Here is a 13,933-nt window from a genome sequence, read left to right as displayed (position 1 = left end):
CGTGGCGATTGCGCTCGGTTACGCTGCGTGGATCGCGCTCGATATGATGCGCTCTTCAGCCGTGGTGCAGGCGGCGGACGCAGTGAGCACGGCGAGCGATGCCAGCGCGAAGGAAGTTGTGAGCGCATCGAATGCGCCAACCGGGGCCGCCGCCGCCAACGCCGTGATCGATCATCCCCCCATCGCCATTCACTTCTCGCTTGCCCAGCCGGGTTACGTGACGCTCGTGATCGAAACCACGGACGGGCACCGCGTGCGCAACCTCATCAGCGAAACACCGTTTCCCGCAGGCGATAACACCGCGTGGTGGGATGGCCTCGACGATCTGGGGCGAGACCCCGATGCGGCCGCGCACGCGCAATACCGCATTCCTGGGCGGCTGGTTGCGCCGGGTACATATCGCGTGCGTGGGCTGGTGAGACCGGCGCTGAAGGCGCTTTACGAATTCAATCCCTACGATCCGGGCCAGCCGCCGTGGAAGACGGCGCAGCGCGACAGCGAGTGGCTGGCCAATCACGCCGCGCCTTCGGCGGTGCTGTTCGTGCCGGGCGGTGCGAATGGCTCGCCGCATGCAGGCGCTGATGGCACGCTACTCGTAGGCAGTTATGTCACCGAAGGCGGTAGCGGGCTGGCGTGGCTCGATACGCAAGGCAGGAAGCGCTGGGGACAGACGTGGATGGGGGGCGTGTGGACCGGAGCGACGCAACTCGCGCGCGACACGGGCCCGCATGCCGCGCCGGGCGTCTATGCCTACGCGGCGACGTCGTGGCGCGGCGATCAGCCGGGAGACCACGCCAGCGAACTGCGTCTGAGCGCGCTCATGACGGTGGGCGGGCAACGCAACGCGCCTGCCGATGCGCGCCTGGGCACGGGCGAGGATGCGCCCGTGCTCACGCCCGCTTATCGGATCGACGAGCCGCCCGATACGGCGAAGCCATCGGCGGACGATCCGTATCCCGAGCGCCGCGCTGCGGTGTCCGGGCTGGCGGCGCACGATGGTCTCGTCGTCGTGTCCTTGCGGGCGCTGAATCAATTGCTGTTCGTGGACGCCGCGCGGCATCGCGTCGTTCAGCGTGCGCCTCTCGCTGATCCACGCGGTCTTGCGTTCGATGCGCAGGGACATTTGCTGGCTTTGTCGGGCGTGCATCTGGTGCGGCTCGATGCGAGCCTGGACGCTGGCGGTCAGTTGCATGTTTCTGCGCCGCAAGCGGTCATCGCATCGGGGCTCGAAGATCCACAATCGTTATGCATCGATCCGAGCGGCACGATCTATGTGAGCGATTGGGGCAAGAGCCATCAGGTGAGGGTATTCGATGGGTCCGGCAAGCTGTTGCGCGCTATCGGCCACGCAGGCGCGCCTGCTGTGGGGCTGTACGATCCGCAGCATATGAATCATCCCGCCGGTATTGCGCTCGATGGCAACGGGCGTCTCTGGGTCGCTGAAAACGACAAGACGCCCAAGCGCGTGAGCGTATGGGACGCCGCCACTGGCCGCCTCGTGAACGCGTTCTATGGGCCGCCGCGCTACGGTGGCGGCGGCGCGCTCGATCCGCGCGACCGCACACGCTTTTATTACGCCGATGAAGCGGGGGCTATCGAATTCAGGCTGGACTGGACGCACGGCACGAGCGTGCCATGGGCGATTCCCTACCGTGCCGACGGCGACGACCTGGGCCTGAGCGGCAACGATACCGGCGCAATGCCCGACTATCCGCTCTATCGCGGCAGCGAGCGCTATCTGACCAACGCGCACAGCGCCCAGGTGACGGGCAGGCCGAGTGCGATCGTCTGGCATCTGGGCGCCGATGGCGTAGCGCATGCGGTGGCGGCTGCGGGCAGCACCTTCGACAGCGCGGGCAAGCTGCTGCCCGCCTTCAATAGCGACGCAATGCGCGCGCGCATGCCGGCCGGCAGCGATCCGCAGCACCGTGCGCTGCTGTTTCTGTGGCGCGACGCTAATGGCGACGGTCATCTATCGCCGGACGAAGTCACGTTCTGGCAGCCGCCGGGCGAGGCGCGCGGCAACGCGGCGATGCTCGGCAATGTCACCGTGCTCGACGATCTTTCGTTCGCGATTGCCTACGCGGGCAATGGGGCGCTGATGGTGCCCGCCACCTCGACTGGGTCGCGCGGCGTGCCCGTCTACGATCTCGTGCACGCGAAAACGCTCGTCAGCAATGTGCAGGCGCCGGTGAGCACGGGCGGCGGCCAGATACTGGTGGCGCGCGACGGCTGGACCATCGCCACCACGCCGCCCGCGCCCTTCGCGCCGCAAGGCGTCAGTGGCATTCACGCGAGCGGCGCTGCGTGGTCGTATCCGAGTCTGTGGCCGGGTTTGCACGCCTCGCACGCCGCGCCGGTGCCCGCGAAGCCCGGCGAACTGATCGGCACGACACGCGTGCTGGGCAACCCGTTCGACGCGCCCGCACCTTCGGACGCCGGGCAACTATGGGCGATCAACGGCAACGAAGGCAGTGTCTATCTCTTCACGACCGATGGCCTGTTCGTTGCGACGCTGTTCAAGGACACGCGCCTCGATACCGCGCCGCCGCCGGCCCGGGCCACGCGCGGTCTCGATCTTGCCGCAACGAGCCTCGGACCGGAGTGCTTTCATCCGACCATCGTGCGCGCCGACGATGGCAACGTCTATATGCAGGCCGGTTCCACCGCGCCTTTGCTGCGCATTGTCGGGCTGGAGGGTGTGCGTCGTTTGCCGGATCGGCAGATTACCTTGAGCGCGCAACAACTCGTGGACGCGCAGCGCGAAACACGCGAATCCGCCGCGCGCGTCGCCGGGTCGAGCGCGGGCAACACCGTTCTGGACGTTGCGATTCACGCCGAAGCGAGTGCGCAGAACTGGCCCGACTCGGCCACGCAGTGGGCGAGCATCGACACGCGGTCGGTTCAGGTGGGCGATTGGGGTCATCAGGATAGCGAAACAAAAGCCGCGCTGGCGATATTCGGCGACCGGCTCTATATCGCGGTAACGACCGATACGCCCACGCTGCTCGACAATAGTGGCGAGGCCTTGCAGAACCTGTTCGCCACGGGCGGCGGCATCGACCTGATGCTGGGCGCGAATGCCGACTCCGACCCGAATCGCAGCAACGCCGTGAAAGGCGACGAGCGCCTGGTGGTTTCGCGCGTGCACGATATGACCAAGGCCATGCTTTTTCGTCCCGTGGCGGCTTCCGATGGGCTTGCGCCGATCACGTATAGCTCGCCGCTGCGCACGATTCATTTCGATCGCGTCGATGAGGTGAGCGACAAGGTCGATGTGTCGATCGAGCGCCTGCAGGCGGGGAATGGCCAAACTGCGGCGCAGCGTGCGCCTGAGGTGCTGTACAAGGTGTCGGTGCCGCTGGGCGTGCTGGGTCTGAATGCCACGGCGGGACGCACGCTGGCCGGCGATATCGGCGTGTTGCGCGGCAATGGCTTTCAGACGCTGCAGCGTGCGTACTGGTCGAACAAGGCCGGGGGTTTGGTCAGCGACTTGCCAGGCGAGGCTGAATTGACGCCGAACCTATGGGGCAAGCTGCGGTTCGTCGATGCCGCGAGTCAGTAACGCAAGTCGCTCATGCGGTGCGATTGAAGATGGAAAATTCAACGTGCGAGCGTTGCGGCAGCGGGTTCTTCACGCGCCGCCCGCCGCGCCTTGACGAAGCGCTCGCGCGCGTGGCTGCAAGGACGGTCCACATAAACGGTAATCGTGAAGGCAGCCGCATAGGCAAACAGCACGAGCGGCAGCGTAACGAGCGCGCGTGCAGAGTGCGATAGCGCCGCGATCTGCGGGACGTAATACGAAACGAAGAGCAACGGCAGCCAGTGCGCGAGATAGAGCGAATACGAAGCGTCGGACAGCAGACGATCGAGCTTGCCGCTTCGCACGCTGAGCGTACCCAGCGCAAAAGGCAGCGCGACGGCTGCAAGCGCGGCATTGAGAAGCGGATTCCACGCGAGATAGATCGCACCGCGATGCGCGCCGCCAAACAGCACGGGACGCAGCGCCGGCACGCAGACAAACAGCGCGAGCGCGCCCACCGTGATCGCGGCGGATGTCAGCGCCACGCGGCGGCGCGGCAGCAGCGCGGGAAAGCGCGCGGCCAGCATGCCCGCGAGAAACCACGGCAAATACGAGGTAGCGGCGCGATCGTGGAAGAGTGCGAACGACGCCACGCTCACGCCCGCGCACAGCACGACGGCGAACAGGGCGCGCCGTTGCAGCAGCGCAATCAGGATCGGCGCGACCAGATAGAACTGCAATTCGATATCGAGCGACCACGCGGGCACGAGCGGTGCGTTGACGGCGGTGTTATAGCCCAGGATGACGACGCTGGAGACCAGTGCGAGCGGCTCGGGTGGCGTGACCGGCACCGCGGGCGCGACGACGAGCGGCAGCACGAACACGATGGTGAGCGCCGCGAAGCTGCACAGCAGAAACACCGGCGCAAGCCGCCACACGCGCGAAACGATGAAGGTTGTGTAGGGCTCGCGCGTAGCCGAATACTTGTTCTGCCACATCGTGAAGACCCAATAGCCGCTCAGTGCGAAGAACAGATAGACCGGCATATGGCCGATGCCGAAGCTGGTGTAGTGAAACACCACGACAAGGGTTGCGAGCAAAAACCGCAGGGCACCTGGCGCCATCTTCTTCTCTCCTGGAGCGATCCTCCGTTCGTCCGCCTCTTCAGGCTTCGGACGCGGGGGAGCGTGACGGCTCGACCTGTAAGGCGGGGCGCGCGCGCAACAGCGTATCGAGTGCGTGGCGCGCGCGCGGGGTGTGCCGCTCGGTGAGCAGCGAAACGGCGTAGCAGTACGCGTAGACCAGCACCACGGCCGCGGCAAACAGCGCCATGCCGCGCGCGTCGGGGCGCTGCGTGAAATGCAAACCGAAGCTTTGCGCGGCTGCCGCGCAAATCAATAGCAGCGCCGGGAAATGAAACAGATAGGTGGTGTATGAGAACTCGGCGAGCTGGTGGTGCCACGCCGCGAGCGGCAGCGCTTGCGCCAGGCGGCTTGCGCTCGCCAGCGCCGCCGCATAGGCGATGCTGAGCACGAAGTCGCGTGCGAAGGCGGCGAACAGATTGGTCTCGATAGCGCCGATGCCGTGTGTCATGCGCGAAGCGGCCAGGGCCAGCGCGAACAGGGCGAAGCCCACCAGCGGGTGGGGACGCCAGGCGCCCGAGTTCACCCAGCGAAATGTCAGGACGCCGATCAACCAGACGATGCCCCATAGCATGACCGAAAGCGGAAAGAGTACGACAAGCGCACAAGCGGCCGTCGCCCAGCCAATGCGGCGGCCTTTCGCGCTCGTGAGCGCATACGCGCCGAGCGCGAATACGCAGTAGTACCACCACTCGCACGCGAGACTCCAGAGCGGGCCGTTGCTGCCGAGCGTCTGCGTGAGCACGCCCTGCATCATGAAGAGATTGCCGAGGAAGGTCGGCAGATTCATCGTGGAGGCGATCACGTAGGTGATCGTCGCGATGGGCGGCTCGGGCAACGTGGTGTAGATGCCGCTCGCGTTGAACCAGCGCAGTCCGATGCTGTCGAGCGCGATGCCCGCGATCAGCGCGGGAATCAGCGTGGTGTAGATGCGGCTCGCGCGCGCTGACACATAGGCGCGCATATCGGGGCCGCGCTGCTGCCAGCGTTGCAACGTGGATCCGCCCACCAGAAAGCCGCTGATGACGAAGAAAATCACCACCGCTTCGTGGCCGAGGCCGGTGAAGAAATACAGCGCACGCAGCATCGGCCCATGCGCGCCAGCGCCGCCGGGCGCAGAAGCGGCGGCCGCGAAATCCGCGAGCACCAGCGCGCGTGCGTGATTGACGACCACCAGCAACGCGGCGAACCAGCGCGATAGATCGAGGAAGGTGCTAAGCCCTGGCTTCATCGTGGCGAATGCATGCGAATGTCGGGGCGAACGCCAGCGGCCGTTCGCAAAGGCTGAATGGTTCGAACGATGCTACTGCCGCAAAGGCGCCGTTGTGCGCCACGGTCTCGGCGTTGTGCGACATCGACACCATCGGCGTTGCGAAGTGCAGTGGCCCATGTGCGCTTGCGCACGTTGATAGACAGATCGCGGCGCGGTGGCCGCCACCGGCGAGGCAATGGCGAGCGCGTTGGCGGCGTTGACCATACGCTCGAACCACGGAGCGAAAAAGCACCGGAAATACCCACCATTACGTCGAGGAAATAACAATGCGCACAATACGCAAGGCGGTTTTTCCGGTTGCGGGTCTTGGCACGCGCTTTCTCCCCGCCACCAAGGCAAGCCCCAAAGAGATGCTGCCGATCGTGGACAAGCCCTTGATCCAGTACGCCGTGGAAGAGGCCGCGGCGGCGGGCGTGACGGAAATGATCTTCGTGACGGGGCGCAGCAAGCGCGCCATCGAAGACCATTTCGACAAGTCCTACGAAATCGAGGCCGAACTCATGAGCCGCGGCAAGACCGAACTGCTGCGTGTCGTGCAAAGCATCAAGCCGCGTCACGTGACCTGCCTGTTCGTGCGTCAGGCCGAAGCGCTGGGTCTCGGCCACGCGGTGATGTGTGCGGAAAAGATCGTCGATGGCGAGCCGTTCGCCGTGATCCTCGCCGATGATCTGCTCGATGGCCAGCCGCCCGTGCTGGCGCAGATGCTCGACGTCTTCGGCCATTACGCGTGTTCGGTGGTGGGCGTCGACCAGATCGAGCCGCACGAGAGCCGCTCGTATGGCGTGATCGATGGTCGCGCGTGGGACGACCGTATCTTCCGCATGAACGGTATCGTCGAAAAGCCGGATCCCGCCGATGCGCCCTCGCGCCTGGGGGTGGTGGGGCGCTACGTGTTCACGCCGGGCATTTTCGAGCACTTGCGCCGCATCACGCCGGGCGCGGGCGGCGAAATCCAGCTGACCGACGCGATCCTCTCGCTGCTCGCGCGTGAACAGGTGCTGGCCTATCGCTTTCGCGGCAAGCGTTACGACTGCGGCAGCAAGATCGGCTATCTGAAGGCGACCGTCGAGTTCGCGCTGCGCCACCCGGAGGTGGCCGAGGGCTTCGAGCGTTACCTCGAAGAACTGGCGTTCGAGACGGAGGCGGCCGCGCAGCGGGCGAAGGTGGCATGAGCAGCGCGCCGCTGACGCTGGTGCGGGCGAGTGATGGCGCTGGCATCGAAAGCTGCGATGTGCCGCGCGGCGATTCGCCTGCGCTCGACGAAGGCGAGTTCCTGAGCGCAGTGCGGCTCACGCCGCTGGTGGCCATCGACCTGATCGTCGCCGACGAGGCGGGCCGCGTGCTGGTGGGCTATCGGCGCAACCGGCCCGCGCGCGGCAGCTGGTTCGTGCCGGGCGGGCGCATCCGCAAGAACGAGACGCTCGACGCGGCGTTCACGCGCATCGTCGAGGCCGAACTGGGCGTGGCGGACGTCGTGCGCAGCCAGGCGTCGTTCTACGGGCTCTACGAGCATCACTACCCCGACAACTTCGCGGGCCGCGAAGGCGTGCCGACGCACTATGTGGTGCTGGCGCACATCATGACGATCGAGGATGCGCGCAGCCTCGGGCGGCCCGAGCAGCACAGCGAATATGCTTGGCTGTGGCCCGACGCGCTGCTCGCGCGCGACGACGTTCACGAGAACACCAAGGCGTATTTCCGCTGATTCGCGGGCGCGTGACGGGCTGGGAACGCCGCGCCGGTGCACGGCGCGGTTTACGTTTTGGCTCAGACACTTGGGTGAATCGCCCAGAGCTTATCCACAAGCCTCTCAACAATTTCTGTGGAAAACTTTTTTGGGTGCGGCGCGCCTGCAGCGCGATGTTTGAGGATTTGTTCTTTTACATCAGCGACTTGCTGCGGATTTCCCGGAGTTGCCCACAAGGCTGTCCAGAAATTCTGTGGATAACCGGGAGCCTTGGCACCCCTTGACCTCACACCTTCCTGACGAATTCCGTCTTCAGGCTCATCGCGCCGAAACCGTCGATCTTGCAGTCGATGTCGTGGTCGGCGTCCACCAGGCGGATGTTCTTCACCTTGGTGCCCATCTTGACCACGCCCGAGGAGCCCTTGAGCTTCAGGTCCTTGATGACCGTCACCGTATCGCCGTCCTGAAGCACGTTGCCCGCCGAATCGCGATAGACCTTCGCCGTGTCGGTGGGCTCAGCCGCGTGGCGCGGCCATTCATGCGCGCATTCCGGGCAGACGAGGTTATCGCCGTCCTCATAGGTGAATTCGGAGTTGCATTGCGGGCAGGCGGGGAGGGTGCTCATGGCGGTGATCCTTGGTACGAACCGGGACAAAAAACGAGCGCAGAAGTATACCGTGAGCGCCACGCGGCCTCTCCCGGATTGCCGTCCCCTGCACGATCGCGCACCTCATGTCATAGTGTGAGACGCCTTAAATCAGAGCCCGCATCATGTCCGACACCTACTTCTACGATCCCGCCGCCGGCCACGGCCTGCCCCACGATCCCTTCAAGGCCATCGTGGCGCCGCGTCTGATCGGCTGGATCTCCAGCCAGTCGCCGCAAGGCGTGCTCAACCTCGCGCCGTACAGCTTCTTTGGCGCGTTCGCCACCTTTCCCGCTGTGATTGGCTTTTGCAGCGAAGGCCGCAAGGACAGCATAAGCAATATCGAAGCCACCGGCGAGTTCGTCTGGAACCTCGCCTCGCGACCGCTCGCCGAACAGATGAACCGCAGTTCCGCGCCCGTTGCAGCCGATGTCGACGAATTCGCGCTGTCCGGCCTCACGCCCGCGCCGGGCCGCAATGTTGCGGTTGCGCACGTGGCCGAAGCGCCCGCCGCGCTCGAATGCAAGCTGCTGCAGATCGTGCGGCTGAACGCGCTCGACGGTACGCCGATGGACAACTGGCTTGCACTCGGCCAGGTGGTGGGCGTACATATCCGCCAGGAATATCTGAAGGACGGTCTGTTCGATACCCACGCCGCACAGCCCATCATGCGCGCCGGTTATCGTGCCGATTACGCGCAGATCGGCGAGATGTTCCAGATGGTGCGGCCCAGCGCTTGAGCGTGGCCGACGCGCTTGCCGCGCGGATTGCTCCCCACGCCGCTCGCGCCGATAATGGCCCCACATCGCGCGTCGCGCGGGGGAGAGCGTCCATGCAATCACCGACCGGCTCGGTCGTGGCCCTCAGTTCGGCGGCCTCGACGATGTTTTCGATCGGCATGATCTTTCTTGGCTATTGGGGGCTGCACGAGCCGTCGCCGTGGCGCTTCGGCGACCGCGTGATCGTGCTGCTGGCGCTTGCGGGCTTCGCGTGCCTGGGCAGCGTGCCGTGGCTGGCCACCTCGCCCGCGCCGCCCGGCGACGAGCGGCGCTTCCTGCTGGCGCGCCGCGCATTCGCGGCGGGCGCGGGCGCGGTGTGGATTTCGATCGCCTTGTCGCTGGTGCTCTAGCGGCGGGCGCCGGTCGAAGGTTGAAGATCGCCTCAAAGGCGGCCCGCGCAGTTTTGGTACGATGCACGCTTTGCCAGCCATCCTGTTGCCCGCGTGAAGCGTTCCGTGTCGTTTATCCGCGCCCAAGCCGCGAAGTGGTCCTCCCGCCTGAAGCCTTTGATGTCGCGAGTCTGCGCGCTCGCGCGCCCGCGTCTGGCGTATTTGTCCCAGCGAGGCCTCCATCATCTGCGCCATCCGACCCGGCGCGTCGTGCTGATGGCGGTTGCCGCCTTGCCCGCCGCCGTGGTGCTCTACGTGCTGGTGCTGATTCCGTTTACGCCCGGCATCGGCGACATCCGCAAGGCGCGCGTCGATCAACCGGCGCAGATTCTCTCGGCCGATGGCAAGGTGCTCGCCGAATTCAAGCCCTCGAACCGCGAATGGGTGCCGCTCGCGCAGATCTCTCCGCATATGGTCGACGCGCTGATCTCGACCGAGGATCACCGCTTCTACGAACACCACGGCATCGATTTCAAGCGCACGGCCGGCGCGGCGCTGCATACCTTCTCGGGTGACCGCCAGGGCGGCTCGACCATCACGCAGCAGCTCGCGCGCAATCTGTATCCCGATGAAATCGGCCGCGCGCCCACGCTCACGCGCAAGATCAAGGAGGCGATCACGGCCTTCAAGATCGAGGCGGTCTACAGCAAGCCGCAAATTCTCGAAACCTATCTGAACACGGTGCCGTTCCTGTACAACGCGTTCGGCATCGAGATGGCGGCGCGCACGTACTTCGGCGTGTCGGCGGATCAGCTCACGGTGCTGCAGGCCGCGACGCTTACCGGCATGCTCAAGGGCAATGCTTACTACAACCCGGTGATCAATCCCGAGCGCGCGCTCGCGCGCCGCAACACCGTGCTGTCGCAGATGGTGAAGTACGGCAAGCTCACGCCCGCGCAATTCGCGACGCTTTCGAAAAAGCCGCTGCGTCTGGATTTCGAGCGTCAGACCGAGCCGCCCGGACCCGCGCCGCATTTCGCGCAGCAGTTGCGCAAGTGGCTGATCGCGTGGGCCGACCGCAACGACTACAACATCTATTCCGATGGGCTGATCGTTCGCACGACGATCGATTCGCGTCTGCAGGCAATGGCCACGGCCTCGCTCAAGCAGCACGCCAATCAGTTGCAGGGCATCGCGAACGGGGCGTGGAGCGGGCGCAACGGTTGCTCGGCGGATAACGATCTGTTCAAGAGCTTCATGCGCGAGACGCCCGATTACAAGGCCGCGCACGACGCGGGCGCAAGCGACGCGGATGCACTCAAGAAGCTCGCCGCCGACCGCAATTTCATGCGCGGCCTGTGCAAGGCGAAAACCGATGTGCAGGCGGGCTTCATCGCCATCGACCCGCGTGACGGCCAGATCAAGGCGTGGGTGGGCAGCCGCGACTTCCAGGACGAGCCCTTCGATCATGTCCAGCAGGCGCGCCGTCAGCCTGGCTCGACGTTCAAGGCCTTTGTGTACGGCGCGGCATTCGCCAATGGTGCGAAGCCGTCCGATACGATCATCGACCAGCCGGTGGAAATGCCGCTCGAAGGCGGCGAAATCTGGCGTCCTAACGATGACGTGCCGCCCAGCAACAAGCCGATGTCGCTGCGCGACGCGCTGGCATTTTCGCGCAACCGCATCACCGCGCAGGTCATGCAGGCGGTGGGCCCGGACAAGGTCGCGCGTCTCGCGCGGGCAATGGGCGTGCGCGACAGCCAGCTCAACGCGGTGCCGTCGCTTGCGCTGGGCACCAGCCCGGTCACGCTCAAGGAAATGGTGTCGGCGTACAGCACCATCGCCAACGACGGCGTCTATCTGGAGCCGCGCATGGTCACGCGCATCGAGGACAGCAAGGGAGAGGTGCTCGCGGAATTCGGCAGCGCCTCGCCCGAGCGTGCGCTTTCGGCGGACGCCGATCGCACGCTGCTCGACACCCTGCGCGACGTGGTGAATCGCGGCACTGGTTCGAGCATCCGCACGCGCTTTGGCATTCGCGCCGATGTGGCGGGCAAGACCGGCACGACGCAGGACAACGCGGACGGCTGGTTCATCCTGATGGACCCGCAACTGGTGGCGGGCGCGTGGGTGGGCTTCGACGATGGCCGCGTGACGCTCAACAGCGATTACTGGGGGCAGGGCGCGCGCAGCGCACTGCCGATCGTCGGCGACTTTTTCCAGCGCGCGCTGCGTCAGCGCATCGTCGATCCGCGTGCGCGCTTCGATACCGAAGTGACGCCGGGCGCGTTCGAGCAGTTCCGCGCTCGTCTGAAGACGTGGATGGATTCGCTGTTCGGGTCGAAGCAAGCTGAAGCGCCGCGTCCGCTTACGCCGATCAAGCGTGCTCCGGCGCCGGAGCCGTCCGAGGTGCCGCCGTCGAGCGGCGTGCAGGCTGCGAGTGCGGCGGCTTCGGAAGCGGCGGCATCGGAGGCTGCTGCTGCGTCCGCGATCCTGAATGGCGTTTCGCCGCCCGCTTCGAATCTGCCGCCGATTCTCGGGCCGTCGGGAGCCTCGCATGCTGCCGCCGCGCAGCCTGCGACGCCGCCGTCGTCACAACAGCCGCCGTATCCGGCGCAGGAGCCGTCGCTCGCGCCGACGCCCACGCCCGACGACAACGATTCGAGCGGCGGCGCACCGGCTCAGTACACGCCGCCGCAGAACAACTGAGGCGGCGGCGCGCGGCCGGCGCTCAGGACGTGCGCGCCCGGAAGGACGCCTGGCCGTCGCAACCGGAGGCGTTTGAACCGGGCCGCAGGGCAAACGGCATGAAGGGCGTGAAGGGTGTGAAGGGTGTGAAGGGCGCGCATATCGCGCCCGATTGCCCATATGCTGCAAACGTCAACGTATTGGCCGCTGCGGCGCTGGCGCTCTCGGTCCATGCGAACCCGTAACGCCGTTCGGCGTCCCATTGGGCGAACGCGGGCCGCAGCGCCAGCGCGCTGCGCGGCACGCGCCCGAGGCCGCGCCAGACGAACGACTCGCGGATCTCGAACACCTCTTCCACCAGACTCTGTGCGTGCGTGTCGCCGGCCTGGGTTACGGCGCGTGCGTACTGGTTTTCCGTATCGGCGCGGCATCCGTTGATCTGTGTAACGAGCATCAGCACGGCTTGCAGCACATCGACGGGCTGCGGTCCCGCGATCACGACCGGCTTGACGAAGTCGAGCGAAATCGACCGATAAGGCGCCACGCCAATCACCCGGCTGACGTGCGAGGGCGCGAGGAAACCGTTGAGTTGCGCGCGTTCGCCGATGGCATCGTCGGCGGCTAGATAACGCATGACCGCGGGCGTCAGCAGATGGCCGCAGAGCACGCTGAAGTTGGGGCACGCGAGGGCGCGCGCCTGAATCAGCGCGTCGGCGGTCGCGGTCGCGGTCGCTTCGAAGCCGGCTGCGAGATAGACGATTTCACGCTGGGGCTGGGCAGATGCGAGCGCCAACGCATCGCCGGGCGCGTCGAGCACGACGATGTCCGCGCCCGCCGCGCGGGCTTCCAGCAGATTCGCATGGACCGCCCCCGGCACGCGCAGCATGGCATCGCTCACGCAGAGCGTGACGCCGTGCCCACGCGCCAGCTCGATGACGCGATCGACCTGGGTGGCGGGCAGCACGCACTCCGGGCAGCCCGGTCCGTGTATCAGCTCGACCTGCGGCGGCAGCAGCGCGGCGAGACCGTGACGCGCGATCGCCAGCGCGTGGCAGCGGCAAAAACTCATTAAACGATATTGGCGGCGCAGTTCGACGGCGTCGTGGATGCGTGCGCAAAGACCGCGTGCGAGGACGGAGTGAAGGAGGTCGTCGGTGGGTTTCATGGCGGGATGATCTCGCCGGAATCGCCCGGATGCGCGATTTCGGAGTCGCTTCGGAATCCTTTGTTCATCTTGAGTGTGTGATATCAGATGTCAGCGTGCCGGCTCACGATGGCGAAGTAGCGGGCGAGGCAGCCTGACGCTAGAGCCTCGTCGAGATCGCCTCGTGCGATGGCGTCGAGCAAATCGAGCGCAGCGTCGATTGCTCGCGCCCGCCCCGAATCGATCACCGCGCGCGCCGCGCCGCCCGAAGCCAGCACCCAGGCGCCCGCGGGCAGCGGGCCGGTATGCGCGAGGCCCAGCGCGCAGGCGCCGTGGCGCGTCACGGCTTGCGCGGCGAGACCTTCGGCGCAGACGATGCGCGCGGGCAGGCCGATGCCGGCGCCCTGGCTGCGAGACGAGAGTGAAGCGGCGGCTGGCGGGCCGGAAAAGCGGGTGAGTCTGGGCATGACGTTTGGGGCGAGGCGCGCGGTTGGATGCGAGCTGAAAATGACGGCGAAAGTTAGCAGCATCTCGTAAGCCGCCCATGGGGTCGCGCGGAGGCGGTTGATCCTGCGCAAGCGAAAGCCGGGCGGGTTCTATGCCCGGTAAGGGGCTGAGGCGCAAGCGGGCTGGTGGGGCGCCGCGGCAAAACGTTGCGTTATGTTGCGCAGGGGGAGGGGGGATATCCACAGTTTTTGTTCACAGCCTTGTGGAAAACCTGT

General features: G+C 66.0%; 11 protein-coding genes. 6 read left to right on the top strand and 5 right to left on the bottom strand.

Annotation, left to right across the window (positions count from 1 at the left end):
- The first annotated feature begins 1 nt into the window (after position 1).
- On the top strand, positions 2-3,565 hold the full coding sequence (locus tag F4827_RS28630; protein WP_221303850.1) for a hypothetical protein: 3,564 nt from the start codon (positions 2-4) through the stop codon (positions 3,563-3,565).
- 38 nt (positions 3,566-3,603) lie between these two features.
- Here the strand turns inward: F4827_RS28630 and F4827_RS28625 are convergent, their stop codons facing one another.
- Together F4827_RS28625 and F4827_RS28620 are read right to left on the bottom strand one after the other, a co-directional pair.
- Positions 3,604-4,647 carry an acyltransferase gene (locus F4827_RS28625; RefSeq protein WP_183730300.1) on the bottom strand — a complete coding sequence of 348 codons (1,044 nt, stop codon included), beginning with the start codon at positions 4,645-4,647 and terminating at the stop codon, positions 3,604-3,606.
- A 40-nt stretch (positions 4,648-4,687) separates the two neighbouring features.
- On the bottom strand, positions 4,688-5,896 hold the full coding sequence (locus tag F4827_RS28620) for an acyltransferase (RefSeq protein ID WP_183730298.1): 1,209 nt from the start codon (positions 5,894-5,896) through the stop codon (positions 4,688-4,690).
- 308 nt (positions 5,897-6,204) lie between these two features.
- Between F4827_RS28620 and galU the strand changes: the two genes are divergently transcribed.
- Both galU and F4827_RS28610 read left to right on the top strand, forming a co-directional pair.
- Positions 6,205-7,110, top strand: coding sequence for a UTP--glucose-1-phosphate uridylyltransferase GalU (gene galU / locus F4827_RS28615; RefSeq protein ID WP_183730296.1), 906 nt, complete (start codon positions 6,205-6,207; stop codon positions 7,108-7,110).
- On the top strand, positions 7,107-7,643 hold the full coding sequence (locus F4827_RS28610; RefSeq protein WP_183730294.1) for a GDP-mannose mannosyl hydrolase: 537 nt from the start codon (positions 7,107-7,109) through the stop codon (positions 7,641-7,643). The genes galU and F4827_RS28610 overlap by 4 nt, the downstream gene beginning before the upstream one ends.
- Positions 7,644-7,911: 268 nt before the next feature.
- Here the strand turns inward: F4827_RS28610 and F4827_RS28605 are convergent, their stop codons facing one another.
- On the bottom strand, positions 7,912-8,250 hold the full coding sequence (locus tag F4827_RS28605) for a zinc ribbon domain-containing protein YjdM (protein ID WP_183730292.1): 339 nt from the start codon (positions 8,248-8,250) through the stop codon (positions 7,912-7,914).
- 146 nt (positions 8,251-8,396) lie between these two features.
- Between F4827_RS28605 and F4827_RS28600 the strand changes: the two genes are divergently transcribed.
- The 3 genes from F4827_RS28600 to F4827_RS28590 all read left to right on the top strand — a co-directional run bounded on the left by F4827_RS28600 (position 8,397) and on the right by F4827_RS28590 (position 12,088).
- Entirely contained in the window at positions 8,397-9,011 is a 615-nt protein-coding gene (locus F4827_RS28600; RefSeq protein WP_183730290.1) for a flavin reductase family protein, read from the top strand.
- 92 nt (positions 9,012-9,103) lie between these two features.
- Positions 9,104-9,400 (top strand): hypothetical protein, encoded by a 297-nt coding sequence (locus tag F4827_RS28595; protein ID WP_183730286.1) that lies wholly within the window; start codon positions 9,104-9,106, stop codon positions 9,398-9,400.
- Positions 9,401-9,559: 159 nt separating this feature from the next.
- Positions 9,560-12,088 carry a penicillin-binding protein 1A gene (locus F4827_RS28590; protein WP_183730283.1) on the top strand — a complete coding sequence of 843 codons (2,529 nt, stop codon included), beginning with the start codon at positions 9,560-9,562 and terminating at the stop codon, positions 12,086-12,088.
- A 22-nt stretch (positions 12,089-12,110) separates the two neighbouring features.
- Here F4827_RS28590 and hypD read toward each other — a convergent pair whose 3' ends face one another.
- Both hypD and F4827_RS28580 read right to left on the bottom strand, forming a co-directional pair.
- Complete coding sequence (gene hypD / locus F4827_RS28585; protein WP_183730280.1) at positions 12,111-13,232, bottom strand: hydrogenase formation protein HypD; 1,122 nt, start codon at positions 13,230-13,232, stop codon at positions 12,111-12,113.
- An 83-nt stretch (positions 13,233-13,315) separates the two neighbouring features.
- Complete coding sequence (locus F4827_RS28580) at positions 13,316-13,678, bottom strand: hypothetical protein (RefSeq protein WP_183730277.1); 363 nt, start codon at positions 13,676-13,678, stop codon at positions 13,316-13,318.
- Between the last annotated feature and the right edge of the window lie 255 nt (positions 13,679-13,933).

This window comes from Paraburkholderia bannensis, from assembly GCF_014200455.1.
Lineage (GTDB): Bacteria > Pseudomonadota > Gammaproteobacteria > Burkholderiales > Burkholderiaceae > Paraburkholderia > Paraburkholderia bannensis_A.
Note: the sequence above shows the minus strand (reverse complement) of the source record. Positions and strands in the feature narration are given on the sequence as shown.

Coding starts and splice junctions, on each gene's coding strand:
- F4827_RS28625 (WP_183730300.1), bottom strand. CDS start 4,647: ATGGCGCCAGGTGCCCTGCGGTTTTTGCTCGCAACCCTTGTCGTGGTG.
- F4827_RS28605 (WP_183730292.1), bottom strand. CDS start 8,250: ATGAGCACCCTCCCCGCCTGCCCGCAATGCAACTCCGAATTCACCTAT.
- F4827_RS28580 (WP_183730277.1), bottom strand. CDS start 13,678: ATGCCCAGACTCACCCGCTTTTCCGGCCCGCCAGCCGCCGCTTCACTC.
- F4827_RS28595 (WP_183730286.1), top strand. CDS start 9,104: ATGCAATCACCGACCGGCTCGGTCGTGGCCCTCAGTTCGGCGGCCTCG.
- hypD (WP_183730280.1), bottom strand. CDS start 13,232: ATGAAACCCACCGACGACCTCCTTCACTCCGTCCTCGCACGCGGTCTT.
- galU (WP_183730296.1), top strand. CDS start 6,205: ATGCGCACAATACGCAAGGCGGTTTTTCCGGTTGCGGGTCTTGGCACG.
- F4827_RS28600 (WP_183730290.1), top strand. CDS start 8,397: ATGTCCGACACCTACTTCTACGATCCCGCCGCCGGCCACGGCCTGCCC.
- F4827_RS28590 (WP_183730283.1), top strand. CDS start 9,560: ATGTCGCGAGTCTGCGCGCTCGCGCGCCCGCGTCTGGCGTATTTGTCC.
- F4827_RS28610 (WP_183730294.1), top strand. CDS start 7,107: ATGAGCAGCGCGCCGCTGACGCTGGTGCGGGCGAGTGATGGCGCTGGC.
- F4827_RS28620 (WP_183730298.1), bottom strand. CDS start 5,896: ATGAAGCCAGGGCTTAGCACCTTCCTCGATCTATCGCGCTGGTTCGCC.